A 23,275-nucleotide genomic window follows, 5' to 3' on the forward strand; every position below is an offset into this window, starting at 1 on the left:
CGCCTCGCGCCGGGTCAGGAAAACGCCCGGACAATCGAGCGCATTTGGATGGCCAAAGTACGGACTGGCAGGAAGCGCGGGAAATGGCGGCCGGCATGGTTGCCATAACAGACCGGCATATGGCCGACGCCGGAAGGGCTTGCGCTCCGGCTTTCGATGCGGGCATATTCGGCTTGCTGCGTTGCAACAATGTGAGCCAGCAGGTCAGACCGGAAATAATGAATTTGCCAGTTGACGAATCGTTATAAGCCGGTATAGTCAGCCGTGTAGCCATCCAAATGGCTATGGCCCGAAAGCTATCCGAAATAGCTATACAACCAGGAGTAATCCAATGAAAACCGTAAAACTTACCTGTGCCGGTAACCCAGTAGCCAAACGATTTTATGCCGAGATGAACCTTGTGGACCGCCGCCAGCAACGATCGCAACGGAGAGAGTTGTCATGACCCTGCAACAGCTACGCTACCTTATCGCCATTGCCGATTCAGGCCTGAACATCACACTCGCCGCCGAGCGCGTGTACGCCACCCAGCCGGGCATCAGCAAGCAGCTGAAACAACTCGAAGACGAGCTCGGACTGCGGATTTTCACCCGCAAGGGCAAAAGCCTCGACAGCATCACGCCGGCCGGTCAAACCATCATTGAACGGGCCCGCGTCATCCTGCGCGAAGCCGCCAACATCAAATCGCTGGCCGCCGATTCGCGTGCCGACGCCAAAGGCGCCATTACCATTGCCACCACCCACACCCAGGCCCGCTTCGTGCTGCCCGAAGCGCTTGCCCGTTTCCGCCAGCGCTATCCGGATGTGTCGCTGCATATCGCCCAAGAGAGCGATGCCGACATCGTTGCCAAGGTGAAAAGCGGTGCCGTGGAATTCGGATTCAACTCCAGCACCGGTGCCGCCTCGGAAGGGCTCATCAGTTTGCCGGCGTATCGCTGGCAGCGCGTGGTGCTGGTACCCAAAGATCACCCGTTGACCCAGCTCAAGCGACCGCTGCAACTGGCCGATCTCGCCAAGTACCCGCTGGTCAGCTACGACTCGTCGGTCAATGCCGACAGCTCGCTGACCCAGGCGTTTCGCGAGCAGGGGCTGGCGCCGAAATACGCCATCACCGCGCGCGATGCCGATGTGATCAAAACCTATGTGCGTGCTGGCATGGGTGTCGGCATCCTGGCCGAAATGGCGGTCAGCCGTGACGATCTGAACGAGCTGGTCGCGTTGCCGGCGCCGAGCGCCATTCCGTCCTGCCTGACCTGGGTGCTGCTGCGCCACAACACGCTGCTGCGCCGCTACGGTCGCCAGCTGCTGGAGTGGCTAACCCCGCATATCGGTCAGGCCGAACTGGAAGCGATCATCGCCGGGCAGAGCAGCGTGTATCCGCTGATCGACCGGACGCCGCGCTGGTCGCAAGGCAGCATCGACATCATCAAGGCGGCTTGAGTCGTCGTTTGATGCCGTAACCGGTCAACAAACCCCGCTTCGGCGGGGTTTGTTTTTTTGCGTCGCATGCAACCGCTGACAAGCGTCGGCCGGCAATCTGCGTATCAACAACAGCGGGCCGCTCGACAAAAGCTCCCCGAAGAAAAGCTTCTTGAAGAACAGCTCCCGGAGAAAAAGCCTCCGAAAACAGCCTCTGAAAAAAGCCCCGCGACAAAAAGAACGCTTGCCAAATAGCTGCCGGACAAATCGCCCGCTTTGTTACACTCGGGGCAAATCGCTGCGAGCTACTCTCAATGCCCACCACCGCGCCGCTGACCACTCCGAACCTTACGCTACGGTTTGCGCTGGGCTGGCTGGCGGTGTTCACGCTGGTGCTGATCTGGTCTGCGATCGCGCCATTTGATCGGCTGACCTGGTGGCTGGAAGTGACGCCGGCACTGGTCGCGCTTGTGCTGCTGACAGGGACCCGGCGCCGCTTTCCGCTGACCACTTTGCTCTACGTGCTGATTCTGCTGCACAGCCTGATCCTGATGGTCGGCGGTCATTACACCTATGCCCGGGTGCCAGCGTTCGACTGGCTGAAAGATGCGTTGGACTTAAGTCGCAATCACTATGATCGGGTCGGTCATCTGGCTCAGGGTTTCATTCCAGCCATGGTGGCGCGGGAATTACTGCTGCGACTGACGCCGCTCAAGCGCGGTGGCTGGCTGTTTTTTCTGGTCTGCTGCGTGTGTCTGGCCATCAGCTCGGTCTATGAGTTGATCGAGTGGGGCGCTGCCGTTGCACTCGGTGGCAACGCCGAAGAATTTCTGGCACTGCAAGGCGATGTCTGGGATACCCAGAAAGACATGGCGCTGGCGGGCGTCGGTGCCATCCTCGCGCAACTGACGTTGGCTCGTTATCACGATCGACAATTGCAGAGCCTGCTGCCGAATGCCGAGCCATCGCGGCGCGATCCGGCGGACAAACCGGCTGCGGGAGCGCGCGCAACATGACGGCACGGCTGCCACCGTGGGTGGAAACGGGCGGCGTCGCGCTGGCGTTCATTGCCGGCTCGGTCAACGCGGTTGGCTTTCTCGGCTTCAAGCATCAGGCGGTGTCGCATCTGACCGGCACCTCGACCATCCTCGGCACCACGCTGGCACAGGCTGATTTCGCCACCAGCTGGCATTTGTTGCTGATCCTGCTGTTTTTCGTTCTGGGTGCGGTCACCAGCGGTCTCATCATTCGCGATGCTCATCTGCGGCTCGGCCGCCGCTATGGCGTGGCGCTGCTATTGGAATCACTGTTGTTATTGCTGGCGATGGTTTTGCTCAATTCCGGTTCAGATGCCGGCCACTATCTCGCGTCCGCTGCCTGCGGTTTGCAAAATGCCATGGCCAGTACTTACAGCGGCGCGGTGATTCGCACCACCCATGTCTCCGGCATGTTCACCGATCTCGGGATTTATCTGGGTCAGGCGCTGCGCGGTTTGCCGGTCGATAGCCGCCGGGTGAAGCTGTATCTGTTTCTGCTCAGTGGCTTCATTGTCGGTGGCACTGTTGGTGCAGCAGCGTATCTGCGCTGGGGTTACAGCGCGCTGGCAGCGCCAGCGGCCATGGCGGCGTTTTTGTCACTGTGCTACTGGATTTATCGGCACCGGCAGAGCCGGCAAACCGGCCCCGTGATTGGCCACGGACAACAGGACGACCGTCGATAAACGAACCCCGATAAACGAACATAGAAATGATCCGTCGCCAAACCGGTCGACCATTCAAACCCTTGGCGCAAAAAAAATCCCTCGATGACAACAGAAAACCACAGGAGCGGTGACTGCACATGACGGCAAAAAAAGGCGAACTGGTAGTAGTCGGCACCGGCATCAGTTTTGGTCACTTGACCATGGAAGCAAAAGCGCAAATTGAACGCGCCGACATCGTGCTTGCGGCAATTCCGAATGGCGTGATGGCGGATTATCTGTTGCAGCTCAATCCGCAGACCGAAAGCCTGATGTCGCTGTATGGCGACGGCCGCACCCGACCGCAAACCTACGAAGCGATGACGCAGCGCATCATCGATGAAGTACAGGCCGGGAAGTATGTCTGCACGGTGTTCTACGGTCATCCCGGCGTCTTTGTCACGCCCACTCATGAAGCCATCCGGCGCTTGCGGGCGCTGGGCTACCGGGCCCGGATGTTGCCCGGTATCTCGGCCGAAGATTGCCTGTTTGCCGACCTGGGCATCGATCCGTCCGACAACGGTTGCGTGTCGTACGAAGCGACCGCCTTCCTGTTCTCGCGTCGGCCGATCGATCCCACCGTTACCATGTTGCTGTGGCAAATTGGCATCGTCGGTGAATGCACCTTGACCGAATACGCACCGGGCCCGAATGCCATGCGGGTCATCCAGAACATGCTGCTCACGCAATTTCCGCCAGACCACCGCCTGTGTATTTACGAAGCGGCCTCCATTCCGGGCCTTCCGACCCGCATCGACTGGTTTCCGCTGGCCGATTTGCTCTCGATTGCGACCAAACCGTATAGTACCTTGCTGATTCCAGCCCTGTGCTTGCCCGAGTTTGCCAGCGAGCGCCTGGCTGAGCTGGGTTTGAGCGAACAGGATCTGGCCGCCTTTTCGCCGGCTTGAAAAGCCGGCGAAAATCCGTTCGGGATTCACCACCACAACAGGGAGCACCGCAATGGCTAGTCAACTCGCACAATTTTTTCAGCAACTGGCAATCAATCCGGAGTATCAGCGGCGCTATGAAGCCGGCACTGACAGCCGCCAGCAACTGCTGCAGGAAATCGGCCTGAATGCTGATGAATGTGCGCTGATAGCGGCGCAAGATCCGCATCACTTGCATCAGCACATGATGAAAGAACTCGGCATGACCTATATGCAGTGGAATAACAATGCCAATAACAACACCAACAACAACATTGGCAAATTCAAACGCGCGGACGCCGCGACCCGCAGCACGCACTGATGATGTGGTAATGCGCCTTGGTCAGCTGCTGCGCTGGGTCATCCTGGCGCTGCTGCTGCAATTGTCGGTCAGTGCCCAGGCGGCACTGACCGAGCAATCGGCCAACGAGCTGTACCAACGCTGGCAGCAACTGCCTGCCGCAGAGCAGTTACCGGCTGCAGTGGATCTGGTGGGCTACTACAGCCGCCAGGACACCGCTCGTGCCATCGCACTGGCCGATCTGGCCTTGCAACGGTTTTCCGAACAGACCGATCCGGTCGCCATCGCCATGCTGCGCAATGATCGCGCTTATGCCCAGTATTTTGCCGGCAACTCCGCTGCCGCGCTCACCGAGGTGATCAACAACGAGCGGTTCGCTGAACAGCGAGGGTTCACTGCCATTGCGGCGCGTGCCGCCATGATCCAGGGCTACATCTATCGTGATGCCGGGTTATCGGAGCAGGCGCTGGTGGCGCAGCAGCGGGCGCTGCAGGCATACGAAAAGACGGACGATGTAGAACGGCGCGGCGGCACTTTGAAGGCTATCGCAGTTCTGCTGATTGATCTGCGCCAGTTTGCGCCAGCGGAAAGTTACATCGGCCTGATCAACAAACTGCTGCAGGAACACCCCGAGCTACCCTATTTGCAAATGTCGGTACCCGAGCTGCGCGGCTTGACTGAAAGCGTCCAGGGACGCCACGAGCAAGCCCTGCAGGCCTACCAGTCGGCGCTGGCGCTGGCTAGCGCCAATGGCGACAAGCTGGCAACGCACATCTATCACGCCGCCGTTGGCCACGAGCTGTTGCAACTCAACCGCCCGACCGAAGCGCTGCAGCACGCCGAGCGCGGTCTGGCGCTGATGATGGCAACCGGCAACAACGCCCGCGACGTCAACTTGCTGCGCATCAAGGCCAACGCCATGGTGCAGCTGAAGCGCTATAACGAAGCGCGCAGCCTGTTGCAGGAGCTGCGCGACAAAGCCAGCCAGCGTAATGATCAAGCCAATCTGGTCATCATCCTCGATGATCTCTATGCCCTGGAAAAGCAGCAGGGCCAATTGTCCCAGGCGCTGGTATATCTGGAACAGGCGGGTGATCTCCGGCAAACCCTGATTGATGAGCGCAGCACCCAGCGTGCAGCGCTGCTGGATGCTGCATTCAACAGCGAACGCAAAAGCCGGCAGATTGAATTACTCAGCGCCGAGAACCGGGTGCAGCAGCTGGAACTGCAGCAACAGCGTCAGGGATTCATGTTGGTGGTCATTGTCAGCATTTTGTTGCTGTCGCTGGCGACGTTCTACTACCTTCGCCGGCAGCACAAACTGGAACTGCGCCGTGAGCAGAGCCATATCGTGCATTTGCGCGAGCTGGATGCCGTCAAGGACCGGGTACTGGCCAATACCTCGCATGAACTGCGCACGCCGCTGAACGGAATTGTTGGCTTGTCAGAATTGCTGTTGGCCGAGCCGCTGGAGCCGCATGCCCGCGAATACGCGGCGATGATTTCCGACAGTGGCCGGCGCCTGACCGAGGTCGTCGATGAACTGCTGGAGTCGGCCCATTTGCGCAGTGGCAACGCCATGTTCGATTGCCAGTCGGTCGATATTCGCGAGCCGCTGAACAAGGCGCTGTTGATCTGCCTGCCGCAGATCCAGAAAAAATCCCTGCTGCTGCGCAATCATGTCACCGGTGAATTGCCGCGGGTCTGGGTCGATCCGGCCCGTATCCAGCAGGTGTTCATCAATCTGCTGAACAATGCCTGCAAATTCACCGATCACGGCGCCATCGATATCCACGCTGAATGCTTGCCCGATGCGGTCCGGGTCAGCATCAAGGACACCGGTGTCGGCGTGCCAAAAGAATTTCACGAGCGCATTTTTGAATCGTTTGTCCAGGTCGATGGTTCGATGTCTCGCAAATACGGTGGCACCGGTTTGGGTCTGACCATCTGCAAGCAGTTGATCGAACACCAGGGCGGCCAAATTGGCCTGATCTCGACGCCCGGACAGGGCAGTACGTTCTGGTTCAGTTTGCCGTTGGCGCCGCGCAACGGCGCAGTATCCTGAATCTGACTCAGCCGCTGCAGCACAAGCATTGTTTGCGCTTGCATCGCTGCGCCGAATGCCGCAAGGTAACAGACTTTCCATACTGGTCTTACCAACGGAGCTGCCATGACCCACGTGGTTGCCATCACCGGTGCCGGGAGCGGCCTCGGTCGCGCGCTGGCGCTGCGCTATGCGGCGCGTGGTAGCGCGGTCGCGATCGCCGGTCGCAATATCGACAAATTGCTGGAAACGCGCGCGCAACTGGAAGCAATGAAGGCGACCGTGTTCAGCTGGCGCTGTGATGTCACCGACGAAGACAGTGTGCGCAGCTTTGTCGACGCGACGGTGCATCAATTGGGTCGCATCGATGTCTTCGTCAATAACGCCGGCTATGCCCACGCCGGTCATATTGTTGATACGCCGGTTGCCGATTGGCAGGCGCTGTTTGATACCAACCTGTTCGGTGTGGTGCGCGCCTGCCGCGCCGTGATTCCGCAGATGCGGCAACAGCGCGCCGGTCATCTGGTCAATATCGCCTCGTTTGCCGGCATTGCCAATGCGCCAACCATGGCGGCTTACAACGCCAGCAAGGCAGCGCTGATTTCCTTGTCGGAAACGCTGCGGATGGAACTGCATGACGACGGCATCGGGGTGACGGTTGCCTGCCCGTCATTTTTCGATACCGATTTGCATCTGAGCCTGCAGACTCCGAATCCGGAAATGCGCGGCGTGGTCGAGCGGCTGATCAAGCGCTCCGGCTTTACCGCCGAACAAATCGCCGATGACATTCTTCGCGCGGTCGACAAAAAGAAATTTCTTGTGCTCAGCCAGCCGCAAAGCAAACGGCTGTATTGGCTCAAACGCTTGTCGACCGGTTTGTATGTGCGCGCCATGCTGAATTACATCCGTCAGCGTAACGCCAAAGCGGCCGCTTATCAGCAGCAGAAAAATCAGGCTGCCACCACTTTGGGAAAATCGTCATGAGTGCTAGCGGATTCTTGATTTACGGCGCCAACGGCTACACCGGCGAACTGATTGCCCGGCAAGCCAAGCTGCAAGGTTTGCAGCCGGTGCTGGCTGGCCGCAATCGCGGCAAGCTGGAAGCCTTGGCGAATGAGCTCGGCTTTGCCTATCGGGTCTTTGCGCTGGAGACGCCGGCGCAGATCGCCGCGCAGCTGACCGGAATCGAAACCGTCTTGCATTGTGCCGGACCGTTTTCCGCGACCGCCGCGCCCATGATGGCGGCTTGCCTGCAGGCGAAAGTGAATTACCTCGACATCACCGGCGAGATCAGCGTGTTTGAACACGCGCAGACGCTGGACGCTGCCGCAAAACAAGCCGGCGTCGTGATCTGTCCCGGCGTCGGTTTTGATGTGGTGCCAACCGATTGCGTCGCCAGTGCCTTGAAAGCGGCGCTGCCGGATGCCACCCAGCTCGCGCTCGGTTTTGATTCCCGTTCCAGTTTCAGTCCCGGCACCGCCAAGACCTCGGTCGAGGGGTTGGCGCAAGGCGGCAAAATCCGCGAAGGTGGCGTGATCAAAACGGTGCCACTGGCAGCCAAGACTCGTCGCATCGATTTTGGCAACGGCGAAAAACTGGCGATGACCATTCCCTGGGGCGATGTCTCGACTGCTTATCACAGCACCGGCATTCCCAACATCGAAGTCTATATCCCGGCATCGCCTGCGTTGGTCAGCAAGCTGAAGCGACTGAACTGGATCCGGGCGCTGCTGGGCCTCGGTTTTGTCCAGGCGTTCATGAAAAAGCAGATTGAAAAGAAAGTGCGCGGGCCAAGTGAAAGCGTGCGCAGTCAGGCGCGCACCTACGTGTGGGGCGAAGCGCGCAACGCGAGTGGCGCGAGCAAAACCGCCCGCATCGAGGTGCCGAATGGTTACACGCTGACCGTGCACGCAGCGTTGGCTGTGGTCGCCCACCTGGAGCACTACAAAGGGCCGGGCGGCGCCTTCACGCCCTCACGGTTGGTCGATGCGAACCTGATCTGCCGATTGCCGGGGGCCGGCGCCCTGCAGCTGCAATAGACGCCCGCCGCAAGCGCCGGCAGCCGACGCCTGCATCAGGCGTCAGCGAAGTGCGTTCGCAACGAGCGCCGGCAACGCCCTCGTGTTGCCTGACAGGCGTACCGCTTGCTGCGGTTTTGCTCGTTTTATCAGCACCGATCGGTTAGTCTGCGCGCCCGGTAGATGGGGCCTCCCGCCAGCAGTTGCCCGTATCACACGTCACCGCACGGTTTGATGTGCCAGATCGCCCCGCGATTTCGCCCAGTCCGTTCCTGCCTTGCCGCCGATGCCATCGGCTGTCCGCAGTACCCCGCTGGTGTGATGGTTTGCCTGTGTGCGCCATCATTTCCTTCTGCCAGCTTTGAGAAAAATCATGTCCTTTACCACTCTCGGTCTGTCCGAGCCCTTGTTGCGCGCCGTTGCCGAGCAAGGTTACGAAACCCCGTCACCGATTCAGGCGCAGGCCATTCCGGCCGTGTTGACCGGTCGCGACATCATGGCTGCCGCGCAAACCGGCACCGGCAAAACCGCCGGCTTTACCTTGCCGCTGTTGCAGCGCTTGCTGCAGTCGGGCAAGGAGCAAGGCAAGAAAGTCTCGCCGAATTGCATTCGCGCCCTAGTGCTGACGCCGACCCGCGAACTCGCGGCGCAAGTGCAGGAAAGTGTCGCGACCTATGGCAAGCATCTGCCGCTGCGTTCGGCGGTGGTGTTTGGTGGCGTCGGCATCAATCCGCAAATGATGGCGATGCGCAAAGGCGTCGACGTGCTGGTGGCAACACCGGGCCGTTTGCTGGATCTGTACAACCAGCGCGCCGTGCGTTTCAACGAAGTTGAAATTCTGGTGCTGGATGAAGCCGATCGCATGCTCGACATGGGCTTTATCCACGACATCAAGAAAGTGCTGGCGCTGTTGCCGAAACAGCGGCAGAACCTGTTGTTCTCGGCAACGTTTTCCGGCGAAATCCGCACCCTCGCTGCCGGGTTGTTGCAGAACCCACTGCAAATCGACGTCGCGCCGCGCAACACCACGGCCGAGCGCATCGAGCAAACCGTTTATGCGGTCGATCGCGGTCGCAAGACCGAGCTGCTCAGCAAACTGATTCGTGATCACAACTGGGAGCAGGTGCTGGTGTTCACCCGCACCAAGCATGGCGCCAATCGGCTCGCTGAGAAACTGGAGCGCGATGGCATCACCGCCGCCGCGATTCACGGCAACAAGAGCCAGGGCGCCCGCACCAAGGCGCTGGCCGATTTCAAGGCCAGCAATGTCCGGGTACTGGTTGCGACCGACATTGCTGCGCGCGGTCTCGACATCGAGCAACTGCCGCATGTGGTCAATTTTGAATTGCCGAACGTCGCCGAAGATTACGTACACCGCATCGGTCGTACCGGCCGTGCCGGTGCCAGCGGTGAAGCCGTATCGCTGGTCGAGCGCGACGAAGAAAAATTGCTGAAAGCCATTGAACGGCTGACCAAGCAAAGCTTGCCGCGTCAGATCGTGCCGGGCTTCAAACCGGATCCGAACGCACCGCGTCAACCGGATGAAGACGAGCGGCCCGCACGGCCGCCGCAAGCGCGTCGGGCGCGACCGGCTGGCGCAAAAAGTGACGGTAGCCGCAGCGGCAAGAGCACCGAAGGCCAAGCCCGCAGCGGTCATGCCCCGAAAACCAACAAGCCACATCCGCAGCAGGGCAGTTTGCGCCGAAGCGCACAACCGGCGTCTGGTCGGCATCGGCAAGCGCGTCCGGCCGGCAGCGACAAGCCGTAAGCTGCAGCAGCGTCGGACCGGCGCAGCCGGGCAACGGCGATTACCGCCGCAGCAGACAACTCGCTGCTGTGGCGGTGACAATTGCGGTTGTATCCGTTGTTGTAACCGCTCCATACGCAATCACGCTATCCGGAACGCCTGTTGCCGGAACGTCTCTTGCCAGAACCAGCCTGACCGGATCCACCATTACCAGACGAACCGTCTGCAGCTACACTTGAGCGCGAGCGCCGCCGCAGCCGAATCGGCGCCGTACCCGTCGGTTAAGGAGAGCTCTGTTCATGCTGGATACCCGCACGATGATTGTGATGCTGGTGTTCAGCACCTTGGTGTCCAGCTTGTTGATGTGGCTGACCCAGCGTCGTCAGCAGGCCGGTCAAGGCATCCTCACCTGGGCGCTGTCCTATGTGGCGTTTTCGCTGGCGTTTCTGCTGATGGCGATGCGCGCCAGTACGCCTTCAACCGTGTCGGTTGTGTTACCGAATCTGCTGATTTTTCTGGCGGTCGGGTTGATGACCGAAGCGGTCCGGCAAGCGCTGGAATTACCGCTGCGTGTGCGCTGGACCATGGCCACCATCGTCGGCTCGGTCATGCTGATCTTTATTCTCGTCGCGCTCATCGGCAGCGATTATCAGCAGCGGGTCAATGCCATCTCGGTGCTGATGCTGCCACTCGGTGCCTACCCCGGCTGGATTCTGCTGCGCGGCTGTGAACACGATGAACCAGCCCGGCGCTTTCTCGGCATCACCTTTCTGACGATCGCGCTGCTGATGCTGATACGGCTGCTGACCGGCCTGTCCGGCGTACACGTTTCCCAGGGCCTGCACGATGTCAGCTGGGTGCATTCGGTATTTTATCTGGCGGTGTTCGTCATTTTTTATGCGATGGGCATCGGCTTCATGCTGATGGCGCGTGAACGGCTGATGCGGGATCTGGCCCGCCGCGCGACCACCGACGCGCTGACCGGCGCCTACAACCGGCATGCCTTCGAGCCTATTGCCAGCACCGCGCTGGCGCAAATTGATCGGCACCAGTTGCCGGTATCGCTGTTGATGCTCGATCTGGATCACTTCAAGACAGTCAACGACCGTCACGGTCATCTGGCTGGTGACTACGTTTTGAAAACCATTACCGAAATCATCCGGCAGGAATTGCGCGCCGGCGATGTGCTGGCGCGTTACGGCGGCGAAGAACTGTCTGTGCTGTTGCCGGGTTCGGATACCGCAGCGGCCAAACGCATCGCCGAGCGCATCCGGCACATGGTCGAAACCACGGTGCTGGACTGGCACAAGCAATCGATTCGACTGACCGTCAGCGTCGGCATGGCCACTGCGGTTCAGCGCGAGCATCTGCTTGATTTGATAGCCGCGGCCGACGCCGCGCTGTATGCCGCCAAGGCCGCCGGTCGCAACCAGGTCGAGCAGCGGCCGATTCAACGAGCTGTCGCGGTGACGGCAGCAACATAAGCCTCATTCCGCGCCATATTGCCAGCGGTCAATGAAGCGATAAAAAAACGGCGATCAGCAATTAGCGATTACAGGGCTGCTGCGGGCAATGTGGCACGAATTGATGCAGCCGCGTTTGCATGTCGGCAATGACCTGGCGAACAAATTGCGGATGATCGTCGGCGTGATGCTGGCGCTTGTACGCCGCAATGTCGACCATCTCCAGCCGGACCTTGATCGATTTGAACAAACGTGGAATCGGTTGTCCCGGGCTCTGCACATGATGCAAGCCGCCACTGTAGACAAACAAAATCTTGCCGCTATCCAGTCGGCTCAGAATATCGGCAACCCCGCCGCGCACGGTCATCGGGTTGCCATGCTTGTCGAGACCATTGGCGCGCTTCATCCGACCCTCGGGCAGAATCGCGACCAGTGTCTTTTCCGACACCTGACTCAGGAACTGCTGCCAGGACTCATCACGCTTGCGTGAGATGGGCACCGTGCCCGGGACCAGCGTCGTCAGAATCTTGCCGACCACCGGCCGCTCGATGGTGCTGTCCGCCACCGGAATCAGCAAGCGCTGCGAAATATGGCGCAACAAGCGCTGCGGCGCGATGCGAACGAACACTGGTTCGAACAAGCTGGTGTGATTCAGCAGCACCAACAGGCGCACCTGATCACTGGCTTCGAAGCGTTCGTCGCTGAGCCACTCCACCTGAAAGCGATAAAACAGCGCCGACAGGCCTTTGGTCAAACTGAGCAATACGTAGCTGAACATGATGGGCAGAAAAACGCTATCCAAGTACAACCGTCAGAAAAGCGTTCCGTGCGCAAAGTGAGGTCGGCCCATTCCAGGCCGGCCGGCAAATTAGGCCATTTCAGCCCATTTGCCAAGAGCCGTCCGCCATTACGGTGCGGAAAATACTGCCGCAGCGATCACGGCTTTGAGTAAACCAGCTTGCCGGCAACAAATACCTTGTCGACCTGTTCCAGTGCCTGAACATTGGCCAGCGGATCGCCGCTGACGACAATGAAATCGGCAACTTTTCCGACCGCCAGACTGCCGAGCTGCTTGTCTTTGCCGAGCAATGTGGCGGCATCAATTGTCGCGGACTGGATCGCCTGCATCGGGGTCATGCCGTATTTGACCATCCAGGCAAACTGCTTGGCATTTTCGCCGTGCGGATAAATGCCGGCATCGGTGCCGAATGCGATCTTGGCGCCAGCCTTGACGGCGCGGCGAAAATTCTCGCGCTGGGCATCGGCGACCAGTTTTTCCTTTGCCAGCGTTTCTTCCAGCAAACCGGCCTTGCGGCCCTCCTCACGAATGAATTCGTCGTTGTAGACATCGAACACCAGATAGGTGCCGTTCTTTTTCGCGAGCTTGATGCCGTCATCATCGATCAGGCTGGCGTGTTCAATCGAATCGACACCGGCGCGTATCGCCGTTTTAATGGCTTCGGTGCCGTGCGCATGCGCCAGCACCTTTTTGTGCATGCGATGACCCTCGTCAACGATGGCCTGCATTTCTTCCAGTGTCAGTTCCTGAGTGCCCGGATCATCGCCCTTGGTCATTACCCCGCCTGACGCGCAGAACTTGATCACATCCACACCGTATTTGGCGTTCTCGCGCACCTTGGCTCGCAAGGCATACGGCCCGTCGGCGACGCCCGGATCGCGCTGGCCGAATTCCGGCGCCAGCAAATTGGTGTCGCAATGGCCTCCGGTCATGCCAATGAAATTGCCCGCAGCAAGAATGCGCGGCCCGGTGATTTCGCCCTTGCCGATCGCATCGCGGGTTGCAACATCGGTGTAATTGGCCGCGCCGGCACTGCGCACCGTCGTGAAACCGGCTTGCAGCGTTTTCAGGGCATTGGCCGCCGACGAGATCGCTTGTGCCGGCACCGAAATACCGAGCGATTCATAACTGCCATCGTAGGCATTGACACTCAGATGAACATGGACATCGATCAAACCTGGCAGCACGGTTTTATCGCTGAAGTCGAGCACGCGGGCGCCGGCTGGCACCGTATTGCCAGTGTTAGTGATCTGGCCATCGACAACGGTCAGCACGACATCCTGGAGCAGTTTGCTGTTGTCGACATCCAGTAACCGACCGGCCTTGATGGCGACGACTTCATTGGCTTCAGCTCCGCGGCAAAACGTGGAAAGCAACAGCAGATAAATAAAGGTTTTCATCATAGTGTCTCCGGCAACGCCGTTCATGATCGGGGTTTGGCATTTCAGACGTCGCTGTCGTTTTGTTATCGGTAGCCCAGCATGGCGCGCAACCCCGGGGCAACATAGTCGACCATTTGCTTCTGCAAGGCGGGCAGTTCATCTGGCCATTGCAATTGTGGTCCGGATAGGTTTTCGCGCGCCGTTGCGCTGTGTTTTCGATCGGACCCGATCAATACCCGCTGCTTCCAGTCTGTCGGCAACTGTGTTACTCCACACGATGCCAACAGCTCGGCAAAATAATCCTCGGCTGCACCTCGGTCGATATGTTTCAGATGAAAGACCAGATCTTCGTAGCGAATCAGCTTGGTTGACGACCCGAGCCAGGCAACTGCGTTATGAGTGAAAATCTCGCGCAATTCCGGTGCCTTGTCGTAAATGCCGAAAATCATCATGTTCAGCAACTGGTCAACGGAGTATTTGCCATTCTTCAGATGCTCAAGTGAGCCTTGAAAGTTGTCTGAAAGAAAAAAGCGTGCGCGCGCCAGTACCCAGTCATAGGGGTCACGTACGATCAGTACATGATTAACGCCGTGCACGGCCTGGGCAGATTCATCGGAAAACAGCAGATGCCCCCAGCTGAGCATGGGCGCGCGGCCATCAAAGGCGGCCCGGTGCTGGTGCAGGACGGGATACTGGATAAAGGCTCTATGGTATTGCTGGGCAACCGGCACAAACATCCGAACAATATTCCTGATCAGATGCGTACCACACTTTGGTACCGAGTTCAGAAAGACCGGTTGCGTGAGCGGCTGTTGCGGAAACTGGCCACAAATCTCATTCAATTGGTCTGCTTTGGCGTGGATAACAGGCATGACATACCGCATTTGGGTCGGAATAAGGTCAGGACATTAAACCCGATGAGCAAAATTGCAAAGCGCCCTGACAACTCAGGCCGATGCGGCTGTTGCCAGCCGCATCGGCGCTGTCATCAGAACCGATAGGTGAAGTCGGCAAAGAAGCGCCGACCAAACAAATCGTACTGACTATAAGCGGCGGCATCACCGATGCTGCGCAGTTCACTGCGATAGGTACTAACGGTAGGCGGTTCTTTGTCGGTCAGGTTGGCGATGCCAACCGTCATTTCCCAGCGCTTGTCCTCGGGTTGATAGGAGGTCGACAAGGAGTGGTAATAGATTCCGTCATTGCCCACCACTATGCGAACGTCGTCACCGCGATAATCGACCACATCGCCGCCCAACCGGCGTTTGTTCGACACCGGACCGAAATATTGCACGCCCCAATCAACTAGCCAGTTGCCGACTTCAACCGTGGCATTGAACGTCGCCGTGTGGTCCGGGTGGCCATATTCGCCCTTGAAGTCTTCTTCGGCGCCCGCGAACAACTGCTGTGTTTCTTCTTCCTGGAAGGTATGGCGAGTCTGCAGGATCAGCGTGCCGAACGGAATTTCAGTGTGGTAATCAATGGCGAAGTCGTAGCCTCGATAAATCTGCTGGGCGATGTTGATGTAGCGGTCGCTCACCGGCTCGATGCGGTAATCGACCGGTTCCTCGCCGGACTCCGGTGTTGCCCGATCAAACAGATCACACAAGGGGTCGGTCGGAAAATTCAGCGAGTCATAGCATTGCCGCACGATGTTCTGGGCGCCAAGAATGGTGACTTCGTCTTCGACCTTGAAGTCGAAATAGTCGAGTGAGATCGCCAGCTCGGCAAAGTCGGCGTTCCACACCACGCCGTAGGTTGTGGCTTTGGCTGTTTCCGGTTTTAGCTGGCCGAGGCCACCACCAGTGTAGACCGTGGCCGTGATCGCGCCGCCACCGAAATCGTTAGGCAAACCGTCCGCAGCGCAGTTGTCAGCGATTCGTTGCGAGATGTCGCCGTTGGCCAGTGCTGCGCCCCAATCAATGCAGGGGTCGATATCGCGCTGGGAAGCAAAACTGACTTCGTCAGCCAGATACAGTTCGAACAGCGCCGGCGCCCGGAATGACGTGCCGTAGGAAGCGCGCACGCTGACGCCAGCGCCAATCTGCCAGCTCAAGCTGGACTTGTAAGTATTGGCGCTGCCCGAGCTGTCGACATCGGTGTAGCGGCCGGACAGCGAAAGCTCCAGGTATTCAACCCCGGGCAGGTCGGCCAGCAACGGCAGTTTGAATTCGGCAAACGCTGCGGTGGTGGTGTCTTCGCCTTTGGTGATGCCTGCCGACCAGCCGTGCCAGGAGTTTTGCTGCAGCCAGATATCGCCGGGAGTGTCGTTGATCTTGTCAGTCTGGTAGTGGATGCCAGTCGCGACGGCCACAGTGCCGGCGGGCAGCGAAAACAAATCGCCCGTGATCACGGCGTCGAAAGCATGTTGTTCGTAAAGGGTATTGCCAGTTTGTCTGCCAAACAGGAATTTGCGCAGCTCAGGCGAGATATTGCCACGCAGGAATTCCGGATCCAGCCACGGAATGTCGATGCAGTCGACGCCGCGGGTTGATGTCGGGTTGCCGGCACAGGAACCGAATCCCCAGTTCTGATCCCAAATCGAGTCGCCGTAAATCTCGTCGTTGCTGTAATCGCCGTCGGAACGACTGAATTGATAGGAGACATCCCAGTACCAATCGTTGAGTTCGCCGTTCAGGCCAACGACTGCGCGCAGGTAATCCACTTTGGTGCTGGAGTCGAAGTGATCGGTAATGGCGGTGGGGCTGAGCCACTGGGCGCCGGCCCAACCAGCAGAAAGCGGATTGCCGCCTTGTTCGACCATGTTGCCGTCTTCGTCGAAAGAATGGGTCTCGTTGTAGACGTAGCCCCAGAACTGAGCATAGGAGTTGGTGTAACTCTTGCGTCGGTTCAGCAGTACTTCGCTATACAGCGTCACCGAATCGGTCAGCTGCAGATCGCCCTGACCGTAAATCGTCGTGCGTTCGGATTCCGGCACCAGCGACTGGGCGTTCTGAAAGGGATGATCGGCGTTGGTCAGTGCATCGGTTTCCCGATCGTAATTGACGGCGTACCAACCAGCCGGTGTCACGATGCGATCTGGATTGAGCGGATCATATACGTTTGGCATAACCGAACCGTCAGGCGCAAACTGCGCCAACGAACCGTCATAGTCGTACTGCATCAACTGGAAGTCGCGATAGTTGCCATCCGGATTATCCGGATCCTGATAGTCGTATATCCAGACATGGCCCCAGCGCCAATCGAGGCAATGGGCGCGGCCGGTGCGCGGGTCGATGGGGTCGCGGCGGGCACCGCTGTTCGGGTCGAACAGATTGCGCCGGCTGCAGCTGGCGAAATCACGCTGGCCGCGGGCCAGCTCGAATTGCTTGTTGTAGTCGGCAACGATGCGGAACGAACCGTTCTCGGAGCTGGCACCCCAGGTCGCGCTGAAACGGTTTTCTTCGCCACCCGACTGTTCCGGTTGCGAGACATAAACGTTGACTTCGCCGCCATCGCCTTTCTTGGTGATGATGTTGATGACGCCGGCAATCGCGTCGGATCCGTACAAGGACGAGGCACCGTCTTTCAAAATTTCAACCCGGTCGATTGCGGCGATCGGTAGCACGTTGAAATCGAATGACGACGTGCCACCGCGGGTACCGGCGGGTCCGGCCCGGCGACCGTTTAACAGCACCAAGGTACGGTTGGCGCCAAGCCCGCGCAGGCCGATGGTTTCAACGCCTTCACCGCCGCTGTTGACAAAGTCGACCCCAAGTGCGGCCGTGACCTGCGGTGAGCCAGAGGCAACGGTGATCCGGCGCAGCAATTCTCCGACATTGCTGACGCCTTGCGCGGCGGCTTGTTCGGCACTGATGATTTCAACCGGTTGTTCACCTTTGAATTCGGCCCGGCGGATCAGCGAGCCGGTGACCACGACCCGCTCAGCTTCTGGCTCTTTCTCGGTGTCCGCATCCTGCGCGGATGCTGGCAAATGGATCAGGGCCAAGGCCCAGCCGATGGCTTGAGTCACTCGGTTCAGGGTTTGCGTGCTTGCTACCATGACGTGCTCCTTGTTTTTTTGTTTGCGCTCGGGATGCTGTGCGTTTTCTTTTTTTTAATTTCGTGTTTTGCCCAAAAAAAATCAAACCCGCTCGATCGCCATTGCCACGCCCTGGCCAACACCTACACATAGCGCGCACAGCGCGCGCGGTTGTTGTCGCTGCTGCAAGCTCAGCATGGCGTGTTGCACCAGGCGCAAACCGGACAGGCCAAGCGGGTGGCCGAGAGCGATGGCACCGCCATCCGGATTGAGCTGGTGGGCGTCGTCAGCGAGGCCGAGCGCGCGGCTGCAGGCGAGCACTTGCGCGGCGAACGCCTCGTTGATTTCGATGTGGGCAAAATCCTGCACCGACAACCGCAGGCGTTGCAGCAGTTTGTTGATGGCAGGCACTGGACCGATGCCCATCGTGCGCGGGGCCACGCCGGCACTGGCGCTGGCGAGCAGTCGCGCGCGCGGCGTCAAGCCATGGCGATTCAGTGCGCGCTCCGACATCAGCAGCATGGCGCCAGCGCCATCGTTCAGGCCGGAGGCATTGCCGGCGGTGACGCTGCCGTTGCGCAGCAGCGGTTTCAGGCTGGCGAGTTTGGCAAGCGTGGTATCGCTGCGCGGATGTTCGTCGGTGCTGATCAGTTTGCCGTCGACTTCGACCGGCAGAATTTCGCCGGCGAAGCGCTGTTCGGTTTGCGCGACAGCGGTGCGCTGCTGCGAGCGCAGTGCGTAGGCATCTTGATCCTCACGGCTGATTTGTTGCTCGCGCGCCAGGTTCTCGGCGGTTTCGGTCATGGTGTCGACGCCGTATTGCGCCGCCATTTTCGGATTGATGAAACGCCAGCCGAGCGTGCTGTCTTCCAGCTTCTGGTCGCGGCCGAATGCTGCACTCGGTTTGGCCATGACGAACGGTGACCGGCTCATCGATTCGACGCCACCGGCAACGATGATGTCGGCATCGCCGCAGGCAATGGCACGGGCACCGTGGATGATGGCGTCGAGTCCGGAGGCGCACAGCCGGTTGACCGTGATCGCCGGCACGCTGACTGGCAACCCGGCCAGCAGGCTCGCCATGCGGGCGACGTTGCGATTGTCTTCGCCGGATTGGTTGGCGCAGCCAAACACCACTTCATCGATCAGGCCCGGTTCGAGCTGTGGTTGCCGGGTCAGCAAGGCGCGCAGCGGCAATGCCGCCAGATCATCGGTGCGAATGGTCGCCAATGCACCGGCGTAACGGCCGATGGGTGTGCGGATGGCATCGACCAGAAAAACCGCATTCATGTTCGCCGAACTCATCGATGACCTTTGCCGCGGGTCCAGTCATTCGGCATGGCTTTTTCAATCTGGCTGGCGGTCTCGCGCAGTGCCGGCAACAGTTCGTGAATCGCGCGGTCGCGGGCGCCGGTACGAAACGCCATGCCGATATTCAGCGCCGCGATCACCCGGTGGTTGCGATCACGCACCGGCACCGACAGCGAGCAAAGTCCGAGTTCCAGTTCCTGCTCGACGTAGGCAAAACCCTGCTCGCGAACCTGAGCGATTTCGCGCAGCACGGCGCTGCGGCTGGTCAGCGTGTGCGGAGTCCGCGCCGGCAGCGTTTCCGGCAGGCGCAGTGCCAGCTCGGTCGGATCGAGTGCGGCCAGCAGCACCCGGCCCATCGAGGCGCAATATGCCGGCAGCCGGGCGCCAATGCCGAGACTGATCGTCATCACTTTGCGCACCGGCACCCGCTGCACGTAAACAATGTCGCTGCCATCGAGCACCGACAGCGAACAGGATTCGTGTACCTGCTGGGCCAGCTCTTCCATGAAGGGCAGCGCCAGATCGGTGAATGGCAGCGACGACAGGTAGCTGAAGCCGAGTTCGAGAATGCGCGGGCTCAGATAAAACTGCCGGCCCTGCTGGCCGACAAAGCCGAGGAATTGCAGGGTCAGCAAGACCCGCCGGACCACGGCCCGCGACAGGCCGGTAATTTCGGCAATCTCGGACAGGGTCATGGCCGGGTTTTCCCGGCTGAAGGCGCGGATCACATCGAGGCCGCGATGCAGCGACTGGATGTAGTCCGGGCTGTCATCAAAGGCGACCGGGGTCGCACTGGTGGTTTCGGGATGGTTGTCCATAGTGGCAGCGTCCATCAGGGCAGGGTCCATCATTGAGGGCAAAGGAAAGGTCATTGACAGGCAAAGGTAAGGGCTTTTACAGTTGTTCGCAATAAGAATAACAGTGCGAATATCGCACATAATTCAAGTGAGGTGCCTGCCCGGGTCGACCCCGGACGGGATGGACTAGCACCGGCGACAACCGGCCACGAGGGACCGACCCCGACCATGCTTCCCGAACGGCAAACCGTGCTGCACAGCTGGTGCAGGCAGACGGAATGGGACGCGCCCACCGTCACCGGGGGCGCGGGCGCCCGCTTTTTCACCGCGGATGGCCGGGCCATTCTCGACATGAGCAGCCTGGCCGAATGCAACAACCTCGGCCACCAGCATCCTCACGTTGTCGCCGCCATCAAGGCGCAAGCCAGCCAGCTCTGTTTTGTCACCAATGCCTGGGGCGCCGAACCGCGCGCCCGACTGGCGGAATTGCTGCTGGAGAAAAGTGGTTTTGATGGTGGCCGGGTGTTCTTCACGCTCGGGGGTGCCGACGCCAACGAAAACGCCATCAAATTTGCCCGTCAGGCGCGCGGTTTGCCGCGCGGCTGGGCCATCACCCGCGATCGTTCCTACCACGGCGCCAGCTACGCCGCGATGGCCCTGTCCGGCGACAGTCGCACCCGTCAGCAAGTCGATCCGGAAGCGCATCGGGTGCTGCAGGCGTGGCCGCCGTATGGCTATCGCTGTCCGTTTGCCAGCGACAGCGTCAGTGAATGCGCGCAACTCGCGGCCGATCAAATCGCCGCACTGATTGATGATCACACCGACGATCCGGTCGCGGCCGTGTTGATGGAACCGAATGCCGGCACCAACGGCATTGTCGCGCCCGACAACTATTGGCCTGCGCTGCGCGAACTGACTCGCAAGCGTGGCGTGCTGCTGATTGCCGATGAAGTGATGAGCGGCTTCGGTCGCTGTGGCCAGTGGTTTGCCTGGCAGCGCTACGGCGACGAAAACCGGCCCGATCTGATGACGCTGGCCAAAGGCTTGACCGGCGCCCATGTGCCGCTGGGTGCCGTGGTCGTGTCCGCCGACGTGGCGCGCGTGCTGGCGCCGCAAATGCTCTACACCGGCCTGACCTACTGCGGTCATCCGCTCGCCTGTGCGGCTGGCGTGGCCGCCGTCGAAAGCTATCAAAACGAAAATCTGATTGAGCGCTCGCGCGTGCTCGGCGAGCAGATGTTCCGATCCCTGCAAGGCTTGCAGCGCAAGCATGCGGTCATCGGTGAAGTGCGCGGTGGTCATGGCTTGTTTGCCGTGGTCGAGCTCATCCGCAATCGCGCCAGCAAGGAACCGTTGGCGCCGTGGCCGGAAAGTCATCCGGCGCTGAAAGAACTGGTGCGGTCGGGGCTGGCTGCCAACGTTTCGTTTGCCACCCGCGGCAATCTGATCATTCTGGCGCCACCGCTGGTGATCAGCGAACCCGATCTCGGCGATGCCATTGCCCTGCTCGATCGTCTGCTTGGCGAGCTCGGACAAACGCTGGCGAATGACGGCACGGCCAATGCCGTCAATGACAACCGTGTTTGATGCAGGCGCGAACGGAAAATTAATCAGACCGGGCTGTAATCAGGACAAGCTGTAATCAGGAACTACCAAACGAAATTTCACGCGGCTGACATCGCTTGTCAGCCGCCAAAGTGAGGATGTTGTCGTCATGAGTTTTCAGTTGACCTATTCGACCATGTTCAATCCGCCAGCGGAGTTGCACCAGCGGTTTGACGCGGCGGTCGCGCGCGTGGTCGCCGGACTCGGACGTCGCTACGGTTGTTTTATCGATGGCGCTGATCGGTCGCCGGCCACCACCAAAATGCTGCACAGTCCGATCGATCGCGAGCTGGTGCTTGGCGAGTTCGCCGATGCCAGCGCTGCCGAAGCCGACATTGCCATGCAGGCCGCGCATCGTGCGTTTGCCCAGTGGCGAAAAACCTCGATGACCGAGCGCATGCGCCTGCTGCGCAAAGCGGCCGTGCTGATGGAAGCCCGGGTGTATGAAATCGCCGCCGCACTGACGCTGGAAGTGGGCAAAAACCGGATGGAAGCACTCGGCGAAGCCCAGGAAACGGTCGACTTCTTCCGCGTCTATTGCGATCACTATGAACGCGAAGGCGGCTTTTATCATCCGCTGCCAAACGATCCGGTCAACGGCTATATCTCGCGCAATCGCAGCGTCATGAAACCGCACGGCGCCTGGGTGGTGATCACGCCATTCAATTTCCCGTTTGCCCTCGCTGGCGGCCCGGTGGCTGCCGCACTTGTCACCGGCAATACCGTGGTGCTGAAAGGCGCAACAACCACGCCATGGGCCGGACGCCTGCTGGCCGACTGCATGCGCGATGCCGGTTTTCCGGCCGGCGTTTTCAACTATGTCAGTGGTAGCGGCCGGGTCGTTGGTGAGGCGCTGATCAGTCATCCGCTGACCGCCGGCGTCACCTTCACTGGCTCCTACGAAACCGGCATGGCCATCGCCAGAAAAATGCTGAGCGGTGCCTATCCCCGGCCGTGCATTGCCGAGATGGGCGGCAAGAATGCCTGCATCGTCACCGCCGAGGCCGATCTGGAGCGTGCTGCGCTCGGCATCACCCGCTCGGCGTTTGGCATGGCTGGCCAAAAATGCTCGGCACTGTCACGGCTTTATGTCCACAGCAGCGTTGCCGACAAGTTGATTGAACAACTGCAGCAGCACCTAGGTGAAATCCGCATCGGCAATCCGCTCGAACAAAAACACTGGCTGGGGCCGGTTGCCACCGAAGCCGGTTACCGTGCTTATGGCGAATACAGTGCGCTGCTGCGCACGCAAGGCAGCCGGTTGTTGATCGGCGGACACTATCTGCGTGATGGCGACAACAGCCGTGGCTACTACGTCAAACCAACGCTGGCCGAAGCCAGTGATCAACATCCGCTGTGGCAGCAGGAAATGTTCCTGCCCATTCTGATGATCAACCGCTGCAGCAGTAACGATGAAGCCATGGCCAAGGCCAATGCGACGCCACTGGGTCTGACTGCCGGCATTTACGGCAGCCGCGACGAGGTCAGCTGGTTTCACGAGCACATCGAAGCCGGCGTCACCTACGCCAACCGGCCGCAGGGGGCGACCACCGGTGCCTGGCCCGGCTATCAGCCGTTTGGTGGCTGGAAAGGTTCCAGCACCACCGGCAAGGCAATCGCCTCGTTCTATTACCTCGCGCAATACCTGCGCGAACAGTCACAAACTGTCGTGGAGTAAAAACCTGAAAACAGCGGGTGACCGCTATACGCAATTCGCCAAGAGGGTTCGCACTACTGTGACAG

The 23,275-nt window shown here is 59.8% G+C and carries 18 protein-coding genes; 12 read left to right on the forward strand and 6 right to left on the reverse strand.

Translation table 11 applies throughout. The features are described from left to right. Positions 1-441: 441 nt before the first annotated feature. From HPT27_RS04825 to HPT27_RS04870, 10 genes are all read left to right on the forward strand, one after another. On the forward strand, positions 442-1,440 hold the full coding sequence (locus tag HPT27_RS04825) for a LysR substrate-binding domain-containing protein (RefSeq protein WP_172239714.1): 999 nt from the start codon (positions 442-444) through the stop codon (positions 1,438-1,440). Positions 1,441-1,733: 293 nt separating this feature from the next. Next, a complete protein-coding gene (locus HPT27_RS04830) occupies positions 1,734-2,435 on the forward strand; it encodes a DUF2238 domain-containing protein (RefSeq protein WP_172239717.1) in 702 nt (233 codons plus the stop codon). Beyond that, complete coding sequence (locus tag HPT27_RS04835; protein ID WP_172239720.1) at positions 2,432-3,139, forward strand: YoaK family protein; 708 nt, start codon at positions 2,432-2,434, stop codon at positions 3,137-3,139. Before HPT27_RS04830 ends, HPT27_RS04835 begins: the two co-directional genes overlap by 4 nt. A 119-nt stretch (positions 3,140-3,258) precedes the next feature. Beyond that, the gene (locus HPT27_RS04840; RefSeq protein WP_172239723.1) at positions 3,259-4,065 is read left to right on the forward strand and encodes an SAM-dependent methyltransferase; all 807 of its coding nucleotides are present in this window, start codon (positions 3,259-3,261) and stop codon (positions 4,063-4,065) included. A gap of 52 nt (positions 4,066-4,117) precedes the next feature. Further along, positions 4,118-4,405 (forward strand): hypothetical protein, encoded by a 288-nt coding sequence (locus HPT27_RS04845; RefSeq protein WP_172239726.1) that lies wholly within the window; start codon positions 4,118-4,120, stop codon positions 4,403-4,405. Positions 4,406-4,415: 10 nt separating this feature from the next. Continuing rightward, positions 4,416-6,449, forward strand: coding sequence for an ATP-binding protein (locus HPT27_RS04850; protein WP_172239728.1), 2,034 nt, complete (start codon positions 4,416-4,418; stop codon positions 6,447-6,449). Positions 6,450-6,554: 105 nt separating this feature from the next. After that, complete coding sequence (locus HPT27_RS04855) at positions 6,555-7,412, forward strand: SDR family oxidoreductase (RefSeq protein WP_172239731.1); 858 nt, start codon at positions 6,555-6,557, stop codon at positions 7,410-7,412. Continuing rightward, positions 7,409-8,467 (forward strand): saccharopine dehydrogenase family protein, encoded by a 1,059-nt coding sequence (locus tag HPT27_RS04860; RefSeq protein WP_172239734.1) that lies wholly within the window; start codon positions 7,409-7,411, stop codon positions 8,465-8,467. The genes HPT27_RS04855 and HPT27_RS04860 overlap by 4 nt, the downstream gene beginning before the upstream one ends. Before the next feature lie 352 nt (positions 8,468-8,819). Continuing rightward, positions 8,820-10,214: a DEAD/DEAH box helicase gene (locus HPT27_RS04865; protein ID WP_172239737.1), complete on the forward strand. Its 1,395-nt coding sequence runs from the start codon at positions 8,820-8,822 to the stop codon at positions 10,212-10,214. Between the two features lie 278 nt (positions 10,215-10,492). Then, positions 10,493-11,677 carry a GGDEF domain-containing protein gene (locus tag HPT27_RS04870; protein ID WP_172239740.1) on the forward strand — a complete coding sequence of 395 codons (1,185 nt, stop codon included), beginning with the start codon at positions 10,493-10,495 and terminating at the stop codon, positions 11,675-11,677. Positions 11,678-11,738: 61 nt separating this feature from the next. Here HPT27_RS04870 and HPT27_RS04875 read toward each other — a convergent pair whose 3' ends face one another. The 6 genes from HPT27_RS04875 to HPT27_RS04900 form a co-directional block, all read right to left on the reverse strand. Next, positions 11,739-12,458: a 1-acyl-sn-glycerol-3-phosphate acyltransferase gene (locus tag HPT27_RS04875; RefSeq protein WP_172239743.1), complete on the reverse strand. Its 720-nt coding sequence runs from the start codon at positions 12,456-12,458 to the stop codon at positions 11,739-11,741. 134 nt (positions 12,459-12,592) lie between these two features. Beyond that, complete coding sequence (locus HPT27_RS04880) at positions 12,593-13,858, reverse strand: Xaa-Pro dipeptidase (protein WP_211197854.1); 1,266 nt, start codon at positions 13,856-13,858, stop codon at positions 12,593-12,595. A 62-nt stretch (positions 13,859-13,920) separates the two neighbouring features. Then, complete coding sequence (locus HPT27_RS04885) at positions 13,921-14,721, reverse strand: hypothetical protein (RefSeq protein ID WP_211197855.1); 801 nt, start codon at positions 14,719-14,721, stop codon at positions 13,921-13,923. 104 nt (positions 14,722-14,825) lie between these two features. After that, complete coding sequence (locus HPT27_RS04890; protein WP_172239746.1) at positions 14,826-17,840, reverse strand: TonB-dependent receptor domain-containing protein; 3,015 nt, start codon at positions 17,838-17,840, stop codon at positions 14,826-14,828. An 81-nt stretch (positions 17,841-17,921) separates the two neighbouring features. After that, positions 17,922-19,109: a 3-oxoadipyl-CoA thiolase gene (gene pcaF / locus HPT27_RS04895; protein ID WP_172239749.1), complete on the reverse strand. Its 1,188-nt coding sequence runs from the start codon at positions 19,107-19,109 to the stop codon at positions 17,922-17,924. 11 nt (positions 19,110-19,120) lie between these two features. Further along, positions 19,121-19,963 carry an IclR family transcriptional regulator domain-containing protein gene (locus HPT27_RS04900; protein WP_211197856.1) on the reverse strand — a complete coding sequence of 281 codons (843 nt, stop codon included), beginning with the start codon at positions 19,961-19,963 and terminating at the stop codon, positions 19,121-19,123. Between the two features lie 192 nt (positions 19,964-20,155). Here HPT27_RS04900 and HPT27_RS04905 point away from each other — a divergent pair, with 192 nt between their 5' ends. Further along, positions 20,156-21,514, forward strand: a complete 1,359-nt coding sequence (locus HPT27_RS04905; RefSeq protein WP_172239752.1) for an aminotransferase family protein — start codon at positions 20,156-20,158, stop codon at positions 21,512-21,514. Positions 21,515-21,641: 127 nt separating this feature from the next. Next, the gene (locus HPT27_RS04910) at positions 21,642-23,210 is read left to right on the forward strand and encodes an aldehyde dehydrogenase family protein (protein WP_172239755.1); all 1,569 of its coding nucleotides are present in this window, start codon (positions 21,642-21,644) and stop codon (positions 23,208-23,210) included. Positions 23,211-23,275: the final 65 nt, after the last annotated feature.

Origin of the sequence: Permianibacter fluminis, from assembly GCF_013179735.1 — a bacterium.
GTDB classification, from domain to species: domain Bacteria; phylum Pseudomonadota; class Gammaproteobacteria; order Enterobacterales; family Permianibacteraceae; genus Permianibacter; species Permianibacter fluminis.